Consider the following 11189-nt stretch of genomic DNA (forward strand, 5'->3'; position numbering starts at 1 on the left):
AGATTCCTACTTGTTACACTAGTAGGATATCGGTATCTGATACAACATAGTACCATAATATAGTATATACTACTAAAATAGATTCATAGATACACACCTATAGAAAAAAGCACAACTGATTGGCGAAATTACACTGATTGCAAGTCGCTTTGCTAAAAGTACTTTTCTATTAAGTCATTTTAGGATATGTTGCAATTCGATTTACTATGCCTTGTAGCATATATAGCTCTATGTTTTTGTGATACAGATACATTATCATGAGATATATTTTTTTTATTAGGTCCTCGTCTAGTATGACCATATGTCTTCTTGTGAATAGTAGTTGACTTTCCTTTTATAGGGCGTGGTGGGATTAAACACTTTGCTCCAAAGCCAATTAAATCTTTTCTTCCTGCAATTAGCAATGCCTCTTTTACTAACTCATAGTTTTCAATATTCTTATATTGCATCAATGCTCGTTGCATTGCTTTATCTCGTGCTTTTTTAGCCACATATATTGATTCGCCTGTTAGGGGATTCATACCTGTATAATACATACAGGTAGATAAACTACCTGGTGTAGGAATAAAATCTTGTACCTGCTCAGGGTACATATGCTCATCACGTAAAAATTCTGCTAATTCAATAGCATCAACTAATTCACATCCAGGATGAGAACTCATAAAATAAGGTACTAAATATTGTTTTTTACCTAATTCACGATTCGCTCGTTCAAAATATGATTTAAACTGCAAAAATTCTTTTTTACCTGCTTTTCCCATAATCGTAGTGACACGATCAGAAATATGTTCTGGCGCCACCTTTAATTGTCCACTTACATGATATTGACATAACTCTTTAATAAAGGCCTTATTATTATCTGCCAGTACATAATCATATCTCAGACCAGAACGAACAAATACTTTTTTCACGCCTTTTAGTTTCCGAAGTTTGCGGAGTAACGCTATATAATCATCATGATTGGTATCTAACTTAGGACATGGTATAGGTGCTGCACAAGTTTTACCTTTACAGGCTCCTACTTTAGCTTGCTTTGGACATGCTATATGTCTAAAGTTTGCTGTAGGACCACCTACATCATGGATGTACCCTTTAAAGTCTTTCATAGCAATCATAACTTTAGCTTCTTCTAATAATGAAGCGTGACTTCGATTTTGGATAATTCTTCCTTGATGATTTGTAATAGCACAAAAAGAACAACTTCCAAAACAACCACGTTGGCTTACGAGACTGAATTGCACTTCTTTAAGTGCTGGCACACCCCCAAGTTTATCGTATTTAGGATGCCAAGTTCTAGTAAATGGCAATGCATATAATTGATCCATTTCCTGCTCTGATAATGGTAATGCTGGAGGATTTTGTATCACATAACGATCACCGTGTTTCTGTACAATCGTTGCTCCATAGTACGGATCTTGCTCATCATATTGAATTTTAAAAGCTTTGCTAAAAGATTGTTTATCTTTCTTTACCATTTCAAATGAGGGACACTCTACAACTCTTCCTGAAGGAATTGTTTTATCTATATAACAAATTCCACGAATAGACGGTAGTTGCCTTTCTAAAGAACCTTGATCTAAGGCTTTTGCCAATTCGCCAATTTGCTTTTCGCCCATACCATATACTAATACATCGGCTTTAGCATCATGTAAAATAGAGCGACGCACTGTATCAGACCAATAATCATAATGCGCAAAACGTCGTAAACTAGCTTCAATACCTCCAATAATAATTGGTACATCACTATAAGCTTCTTTCATACGATTAGCATAGACTAATGTCGCTCTATCAGGCCGTTTGCCCGACTGTCCACCTGGAGAATAATCATCGTTACTGCGTTTTTTCTTAGCTGCTGTAAATTTGTTAAGCATAGAATCTAAATTACCTGCTGTAACTAATGAAGCCAAGCGCGGTTTACCTAATTTTTTAAAAGTATTTAAATCATTCCAATCAGGTTGTGCAATAATACCAATACGATATCCTTTAGCTTCTAAATAGCGTCCAATTAGAGCAGGTGCAAAGGAAGGATGGTCAACATACGCATCGCCACTAATCAATACAAAATCTAGCTCTGCCCAACCTAGCGCGTCCATTTCCCATCGTTCAGTAATTAAAAATTTTCCCATCCACCAATGACTCCTTAACTCTAATTAACTGTAGTATAAATTTATAATATGAGCAACCACACAAAGAATATAACAATCAGAATTACAATCATCGTTACCAATATTCGTTCTTGTATAATTGTTTTTTCTCGTTTTCGTTGACGTGTTTCTATAGATATTTTTTGTATCTTATCTGTATTCATTAATCTTTGAGAATTAGTAGTTTTTTTTAACTTACTTTTACTAGTTCGTACAACGAAAGCACGATCTTCTCCAATATGATCCTTATAGGTCAATACTAATCCTTGACCATCTAACCCAAGAAAGTTGCCATAGTTTCTAATGAATCCTTTTACATATACATGTCCAGGAATAACTTCATAATTATCTTCTTCCAGTGCTTCTAAATAGGCCGCTCGAATATGTAATGATTGTTCAATTTCTTGTAAGGTCAATCCTTTCCTAGCTCTTTCTCGGCGTAATGTCTCTCCAATCGTCGCCATATATTATCGTAAGATAGCTGATTTATAGCTACCATACGCTCCTTTCTGTATCTATTTATTCCTTAGTATGCTGCGAGAAATATGTGTCTATAACATCCTCTTTAGACATCAAAATATCTCGTGCTTTACTTCCATTATTAGGACCTACAATTTTTAATTCTTCCATCGTATCAACTAAACGTGCTGCCCGACTATATCCAATTCTAAATCGCCGTTGCAACATAGATACTGATGCTTGCCCTGAATCAAGAACTAAATTAACTGCACGTTCAAATAGTTCATCTTGCATATCATCTTTTAGTTTAGAGTCTTCTTTACTATCATCTTCTTCATCTTCTACAATCGTTTCATCATAAGAAGGGGATCCCTGCTCTTTCACAAAATCTACTAGTCGTTCTACTTCATCATCGGAAATAAAACATCCCTGAATACGAACTGGCTTATTAGCTCCAATCGGTGCAAATAGCATGTCGCCTTTTCCCAATAGTTTTTCGGCACCAGCCATATCTAAAATTGTACGAGAGTCAATTTGTGTAGCTACAGCAAAGGAAATCCTACTTGGTACATTTGCTTTAATTGTACCAGTAATAACATTCACTGATGGCCGTTGCGTAGCTAATACCATATGTAGACCTGCAGCACGAGCCATCTGTGCTAACCGACTAATAGACTCTTCAATATCTGCTGGCGCTGTCATCATCAAATCTGCTAATTCATCAATGATAATTACAATCAAAGGCATCGCAGTTTTAGGATGCAATTCATTATATCGTTTAATGTCTCGTACACCGGTAGCCGCAAATGTACGATATCTTGCTTCCATTTCCCGAACAGCCCAACGTAAGGCCGCAGCGGCTTTTTTCATATCTGTAACAACAGGAAGCATCAAATGAGGTATTCCATTATAGGTGGACAATTCAACCATTTTAGGATCAATTAATATAAGTTTTACCTCTTCTGGTTTGCGGCTAAAAAGGATACTTGCAATTAAGGTATTAATACATACTGATTTTCCTGAACCCGTAGATCCAGCTACTAATAAATGTGGCATTTTAGCTAAATCAGTAATAATAGGTGTTCCTGCTATATCTTTACCTAATCCTACAGGAATTCCCCCACTAGCATGAGAAAAATCATCGCAGTCCAACACATCACGCAAGTGAACAGCGGAAATTTTTCGATTAGGTACTTCAATACCTATAGCGGACTTACCCGGAATAGGGGCTTCCATACGAATATCAGCGGCGGCTAAACTCAACTTAATATCATCGGTTAAATTAACAATTTTACTTACTTTCGTCCCTGGTGCAGGTTCTAACTCATAACGAGTGACGGCAGGTCCTTTTGTTGCATTAGCTACACGTGCCGTAATACCAAAACTTTTTAATGTAGTTTCTAATACTTCTGCATTATGAGCTACTTCTTCATTATCGACTTCATTGACAGTTCCTTTGGCTAACATATCTAATCGCGGAAAACGATATGGCTCTAAACTTCGAACGCGAGCAATACCATCTGTTTCTACAGCTACAGCCGCTGTGTCTTCTTTAGCACCTTCTGAAGATGGAACTGTTAGATGATTAGTATTTGCCGTATTACCACTAACATCATCAGTTATGCATGTACCTATAGAAGATGCTGTAACCATTTGAGCTACGCGCCTAGCTGCTTCATGCTTATTAGGAAGATGTTCTCCTATTGCCTTTCCTGTAGTAGCATCATTTTTATCGAGCTCATCCAAAGAATTAGATATAATATTTTTTTTAGAATCACTTATCTCCTCTTCTATTGTAGTGGGAGATAGCGATTTCTTTCCATCAAGATTAGTTATTTCTAATTCTGGTGCTACCTTTTTTGTTTCTTGCTCCTCTACTACAGATTCTGTTCCACCTATACTTATTTCTCCTAGTGGAATACTAGTAGAATCGACTATATCACCAACTGTAGAGGAAGAAGAATTTGTGCTGTCTAGCGCATTTACTTCTACTGCATTATGGACATGATTATCAGAATGCTCATCTTTAGAAATGCAATTTTCTGATGTAATATCTGTATTAGCATAATTACCAATTGCTGTAGCTGCTGTAGATAACGCATGAGCGGTTATTCCTGCTACTTTAGATACAAGAGTATGATTATTTGATAGCACGTTCTTACTATCTTCTACTGGCAAGGAACTTGTATCGGAATCACTGGCACTTGCACCATGTACGGATTGTTCATCTTTTATTTGCCCTATAGCCACTGTAGTTTTTAAAAAACGCGTATCTTCTTCTCGATTATAAGCTTTTCGCGTTTCATGCATAGCCTTACGTTGTTCTTGCCAATCCGAAATTTGCATACGCACGGTTCCTGCTTTTTCCGTAGCTACTTCTCGAACGGTTTCAATGCCCACTTGTGTTTTATCTTTTGCATGATGTAGCCCTTTACTAAGTGACATGCGACTAATGACAAGCCCGCAGGAAAGTAATAAAGCGATTGTAACTATAATACTACCTATATCGCCTACTATACTATGAAGAAAAGACGCTATGAGTCCGCCTATAAATCCGCCAGAATTGATAGCATGAGTGGCAATTAACTCTGATCCACTTGATACTTTAATCATAGTGATTAATGCTAAAATTAAAAAATAGGTAGCGCACCATACTATGCCTCGTTTTGTAATGGTGAACCATTTTCCTATATAAATTTGACGAATACCAATCCATAATAAGCTTAAACAAGGCACAATAGCACCATAACCAAACCCGTATTCAAATAGTTCTGTCAATATATTGCCGCCTAGGCCAACTGAACCACCAAACAGGCCCAATAAACCTATAAGAGCAATAACAACAACAATTAATCCTTTTATTTCTTTTTTTTGTGAAACAGACTCTTTTCTTTGCGATGAATTTCCTTTTGCCCGAGAATTTGATTTCACACGTTTTACTATTCTCTTTTTTCTAACTTTTCCTTGTTTAGACTCTGTCATAAATACTGCAACCCATTCTATATATTATAATTCATTATAAAACTTCATATCACTTAATTATATCATAAAAGTATAGTTTATATCACGACATATTCAACTATTTCCAGAGCATCGATAGTAATCAACTAGTAGTTAATTAGCTTACTTAACTGCATACCATATAGTAATGATGTATCCACTCACTATACCAATAGATTGCTAATCTCTACAAACGAACTTTAAAAACTAATCATATATGCTAGCCTATCTCTTGCTGCATCTTAGCTATATAGTCTATCGATTTATATAATTATTACTGTACAGTACTATGTACCATCTCATTTGTTAGCTCATAGTTTTACATACATGCTCATAGAGTTACATTCCCTATTACTGTATATAAATATGTGTTATTAGTATATTAGAAGACTGTATTATGAATTACTTTCTTTTCGTCGTTTTTGTAAATCAGAAAGCAATTCTTTTTCTTGACCATGTTGACTTCCTTCATAATAAGTAGCACCTATAAGTTGAGTTGGCAAATATTGTTGCTTCACATAACCATCCACATAATCATGAGGGTATTTATAAGTAATACCATGTTCGAGTAATTTAGCTCCACCATAATGACTATCTTTTAAATGATTAGGTACAACACCGCAATTTTTATGTCGTACATCAGCGATAGCTTTATCGATTCCTTTATAAGCACTATTGCTTTTTGGAGCTAACGCTACATACAAAGCTGCTTCCGACAATATAATTCGAGCCTCTGGAAAACCTACTAAATGAGATGCCTGCGCTGCAGCATTAGCAATAACTAAGGCTTGTGGATCTGCTAACCCCACATCTTCTGCAGCACAAATTAGGATACGTCTAGCTATAAAATTGGGATCCTCACCAGCTTCAATCATTCGTGCCAAATAATGTAACGTAGCATGTGGATCCGATCCACGCATGCTTTTTATAAATGCTGAAATCGTGTCGTAATGATTATCCCCATGTTTGTCATATCTATAAATTCGTCGTCCCCATATTCTATCTAAGCTATCTAATGTTAATGAACTTCCATCCTCTAACATAGCTACTGCTTGTTCTAAAATATTTAATGCCATTCGTGCATCACCATTAACGAATTGTGCTAACGTTTGTAATGTATCATCATTAGCTGTGATATGTTTTTTCCCTAACCCTATTTCCGAATTAGATAATGCTCGTTTTAATATTTGTACTATGGCTATAGGCTCTAGTTCCTCTAACGTAATTAAGCGCAATCGAGATAATAATGGCCGATTGACTTCAAAAAATGGATTTTCTGTAGTTGCCCCAATTAAGATAACTGTTCCATCTTCTACACAAGGTAATAAAACATCTTGCTGGCTTTTATTAAAACGATGAATTTCATCTAAAAATAAAATTGTTCTTTGTTGAAAGCTACGAATATATTTAGTAGCTTCTTCGATAGTATGTCTAATTTCTCCAATACCAGCATTTGTCGCATTTAATGCAACAAATCGACTATGTGTTAATTTTGCAATAATCGTCGCTAACGTTGTTTTACCAGTGCCACATGGTCCATATAACAATAATGAAGGTATTCTATCTTCTTCTATCATAGCACGTAAAAAAGAACCCTTCCCCACAGCTTTTTCTTGCCCATAAAATTGATCTAATGTAGTTGGTCTCATACGAACCGCTAGCGGTTTATATGCTGTTACCTCTAACTCCTCAAATAGGCTATCCATTAGTATCTCCTTTGTAAATATCTACTTTCTATTATCCTTTAAAATTTTAATATGAAATTATACTCATTGATGCCACTGTAAAAGTACACTATAACATAAGCAATTACAAGGTATTTATTATATCTACTAGTAAATATCTAATCAATACATAGTTCATCATAAAACTAAAATAATCTGTAGTAGTCAGACAGTTATCATACCGACTCCTAGAGATGTATGTAAAAAGAATATAAAAAAACCGCCTAAAGGCGGTCAACCCCACCATGCCGTAAAAATATCGCGTTTTGATCCTGCAATGGCAGGTGGGTGTCCTCCTCAAAACATTGCATACCTAATAAGGTTTCGCGCCGAGTTGAGAGCAAAAACTCCCAAAGTTTGAATGTTGGCTCAAAACTGCGATATCACACGCACACAGCAGGGATATCTTCTGTCATTATCTTATCAAAAATACAAATAATTTTCAAGTATACTCAAACTTTATTTATAAAGATAACGATGGGTAAAATATAATTTTTAATTCACTTATTATATTCTGAATAGTATCTACTAGTATAGTCGTAATAATTTACAGTTATTTCTATTTTTCCTCTATCAAAACTAACATTATATAATATTCATCTAGCATAGTTTCTTTTACTTACAAAAATGCATGTTCTTATCATATGTCGATTCTTATTTAATTATGTTCCTCTATAGATGTTATAGTTCCTAATACGTAGTATTGTTGCATAAAAAACTACTCCCTTGCAGTCTAATTAGTTTGCAAAGGAGTAGTTTCCAACTTTTACTTTTGTATAATAGTTATACTAATCGTTCTTTTTCTTCTGTCGCTGTTTTAATATGTAATTCCTTCAATTGTTTAGTATCGACAGTAGATGGTGCTTGGCACATAATATCAGAGGCACTTTGTGTTTTAGGGAATGCAATCACATCGCGAATGGATTGTCGATTAGCCATAAGCATAACGAGTCGATCAAGGCCAAACGCACAACCTGCATGAGGTGGTGCTCCATATTTAAAGGCATCTAACATAAATCCAAATTTAGCTTGACTTTCTTCATCAGTTAAACCGATGGCATTAAATACTTTTTCTTGCACGGTTGATTGATATATACGTTGCGATCCACCGCCAATTTCAACACCGTTTAATACCATATCATACGCAATGGCCTTAACAGATCCTGGATCTGTAGCAAGTAGTTCAAGATCTTCTTCACGCGGCATAGTAAATGGATGATGCATAGCTACATAGCGTTTTTCATCTTCGTTATATTCAAACATTGGGAAATCTGTAACCCAAGTAAAAGCAAGTTTATTGTCATCAATCATGCCTGTACGTCGAGCCATTTCTAAGCGTAATTCGCCTAATGCACGAGCTACTGTAGCTTTTTTATCAGCAATCATCATAACTAAATCGCCTAATTTAGCTCCAGCCTTATCAGCAATCGCACGAACTGTATCTTCTCCAATAAATTTCATAACTTGAGATTTGATAGTACCATCTTCATTCATACAAGCCCACGCTAATCCTTTAGCACCGTATCGACCTACATAATTGGTTAAATCATCAATTTCTCTTCTAGGAATAGTAGCTTGTCCAGGGACTACAATAGCTTTTACCTGTCCACCGTTATCTACTACGGAACGGAACACTTTAAATTCTGTGTCCTTTACTAAATCGGTTACATCCGTAAAGGCCATATCAAATCGTAAATCCGGTTTATCAGAACCATATTTATCCATAGCTTCATCCCATGTAATGCGTGGCATCGGCAATTGAATTTCTTTTCCTAATGTTGTACGGAATACATGTGCTATCATTTGTTCCATCATTTGCAATAGATCTTCTTGTTCCACAAAACTCATTTCAATATCAAGTTGTGTAAATTCTGGTTGGCGATCTGCACGTAAATCTTCATCACGGAAACAACGAACAATTTGAAAATATTTTTCATAGCCTGCTACCATCAATATTTGTTTAAAAATTTGTGGTGACTGTGGCAATGCATAGAATGTACCAGGATTAACACGAGATGGTACTAAATAATCACGTGCGCCTTCAGGTGTACTTTTTGTCAACATTGGTGTTTCGATTTCTAAGAAATCATGTTGATCAAAAAAGTCACGCATTGCTTTTGTTACTTTATGTCTTAGGATTAAATTTCGCTGCATTTCTGGTCGACGCAAATCAAGATAGCGATATTTTAAGCGAATATTTTCATCTACGTCGATATCATCTTGAATATAAAATGGTGGTGTTTTAGCTACATTCAATACACGCATTTCTTCTACATACATTTCGTATTTACCAGTCGGAATGTTAGGATTGATTGCTTCTTTATCACGTTCAGTTACTGTACCACGTACGCAAAGCACATATTCATTACGTACATCTTCTGCTTTATGAAATGATTCTATATTATGATCAGGAGAGGCTACAACTTGTACCATACCCGAGCGATCACGTAAATCTATAAAAATCAATCCACCGTGATCTCGACGGCGTTCAACCCAACCACAAAGGACGACTTCTTTTCCTTTATGCGCTTCACCAATTGTGCCACACCCATCTGTACGGTGTAAACCTTTCATTGTTTCCATTATATTAACATCCTTTCACCATTGAAATGACTCGCATAGCTACCTCTGTTAATGGCACTGTTTCTTGTTCTCCAGTTTCCATGTAACGAATAATTGCTTCTCGGCGAGCTAATTCATCATCACCCAATATAATAACATATTTTGCATGAATTTTGTTAGCATATTTTAATTGAGATTTCATACTTTTGTTTTGTCCATCCATTTCAGCACTACAATAGGCACTGCGAATCACTTGTAGTACTTTGAAGGCTTCAATTTGTGCTCTCTCACCTAATGCTACAATAAATACTGATGGATCTATAGTTGTTTCAGGCAATAGATTCTGTTTTTCTAGAGTTAATAGCACTCGTTCCATCCCCATGGCGAATCCTATAGCAGGAGTAGCTGGTCCGCCTAGTTCTTCAACTAGACCATCATAACGTCCACCACCTGCAATTGCACTTTGTGCACCTAATGGGGCGTATTGAACTTCAAAAGCAGTTTTCGTATAATAATCTAATCCTCGTACTAAGCGTGGGTTTACATGAAAATCTACATGAGCCGCTGTTAAATATGCTTTTACCTGTTCGAAATGATCCTTGCATTCATCACATAAATGTTCATGAATGGCAGGAGCACCTATTGACAATTCTTTGCAAGTTTCCTCTTTGCAGTCAAGAATTCGTAAAGGATTTTTATATAATCTAGATAAACAATCTGGACATAACTTATCTTTTTTTGATTCAAAAAAGGAGATTAATTTTTTGCGATATTCTGGACGACAGTTAGGACATCCTACTGAATTTAATTCTACCTGTAAATCTTCTAAGCCAAAATCCTTAAAGAGCTGTAATATCATACAAATAATTTCACTATCTGCTAATGGTGAAGGATTTCCCAGTAATTCTGCTCCAAATTGATGAAATTGACGATATCGTCCAGCTTGTGGTTTATCATGGCGGAACATAGGTCCTATATAAAACCATTTCGTAATATTTTCTTTTCCATATATTTTATTTTCTAAGTAAGCCCGTACAGCTGATGCGGTATTTTCTGGGCGCAATGTATATGTCTGCTCTTTTTTATCACCTGTAGGAAAACTATACATTTCTTTTGAAACTACATCTGTTGTTTCCCCGATACCTCTCAAAAAAAGAGACGTTTCTTCAAAAATTGGTGTTCGAATTTCATTAAATCCATAAGACTTACAAATATTTCTCATACGAGCTTCTATATAATTCCAATTGCCAATTTGTTCTGGCAAAAAATCTTGTGTTCCTCTAGGCTTTTGAATTGCCAC

6 protein-coding genes and 1 other RNA gene are annotated in these 11189 nt (G+C 35.7%); all 7 read right to left on the reverse strand.

What is annotated here, in order from left to right; genetic code table 11:
* Positions 1-179: 179 nt before the first annotated feature.
* On the reverse strand, positions 180-2126 hold the full coding sequence (locus tag K357_RS08510; RefSeq protein WP_051211957.1) for a YgiQ family radical SAM protein: 1947 nt from the start codon (positions 2124-2126) through the stop codon (positions 180-182).
* Between the two features lie 41 nt (positions 2127-2167).
* The gene (locus K357_RS0101330; protein WP_028257104.1) at positions 2168-2608 is read right to left on the reverse strand and encodes a helix-turn-helix domain-containing protein; all 441 of its coding nucleotides are present in this window, start codon (positions 2606-2608) and stop codon (positions 2168-2170) included.
* Positions 2609-2663: 55 nt separating this feature from the next.
* On the reverse strand, positions 2664-5585 hold the full coding sequence (locus K357_RS09600) for an FtsK/SpoIIIE family DNA translocase (protein WP_051211959.1): 2922 nt from the start codon (positions 5583-5585) through the stop codon (positions 2664-2666).
* Between the two features lie 413 nt (positions 5586-5998).
* Positions 5999-7309 carry a replication-associated recombination protein A gene (locus tag K357_RS0101340; protein WP_028257106.1) on the reverse strand — a complete coding sequence of 437 codons (1311 nt, stop codon included), beginning with the start codon at positions 7307-7309 and terminating at the stop codon, positions 5999-6001.
* A 251-nt stretch (positions 7310-7560) separates the two neighbouring features.
* A non-coding RNA gene (gene ssrS / locus K357_RS09455) (6S RNA) lies at positions 7561-7733 on the reverse strand.
* Positions 7734-8110: 377 nt separating this feature from the next.
* Positions 8111-9910, reverse strand: a complete 1800-nt coding sequence (gene aspS / locus K357_RS0101345) for an aspartate--tRNA ligase (protein ID WP_028257107.1) — start codon at positions 9908-9910, stop codon at positions 8111-8113.
* Between the two features lie 4 nt (positions 9911-9914).
* On the reverse strand, positions 9915-11189 hold the full coding sequence (gene hisS / locus K357_RS0101350) for a histidine--tRNA ligase (RefSeq protein ID WP_028257108.1): 1275 nt from the start codon (positions 11187-11189) through the stop codon (positions 9915-9917).

This window comes from Veillonella montpellierensis DSM 17217, from assembly GCF_000426745.1.
Lineage (GTDB): Bacteria > Bacillota > Negativicutes > Veillonellales > Veillonellaceae > Veillonella > Veillonella montpellierensis.

Bases quoted from the DNA above. Each gene is read 5' to 3' on its own strand.
- K357_RS08510 (WP_051211957.1), bottom strand. From the start codon at position 2,126: ATGGGAAAATTTTTAATTACTGAACGATGGGAAATGGACGCGCTAGGT.
- K357_RS0101330 (WP_028257104.1), bottom strand. From the start codon at position 2,608: ATGGCGACGATTGGAGAGACATTACGCCGAGAAAGAGCTAGGAAAGGA.
- K357_RS09600 (WP_051211959.1), bottom strand. From the start codon at position 5,585: ATGACAGAGTCTAAACAAGGAAAAGTTAGAAAAAAGAGAATAGTAAAA.
- K357_RS0101340 (WP_028257106.1), bottom strand. From the start codon at position 7,309: ATGGATAGCCTATTTGAGGAGTTAGAGGTAACAGCATATAAACCGCTA.
- aspS (WP_028257107.1), bottom strand. From the start codon at position 9,910: ATGGAAACAATGAAAGGTTTACACCGTACAGATGGGTGTGGCACAATT.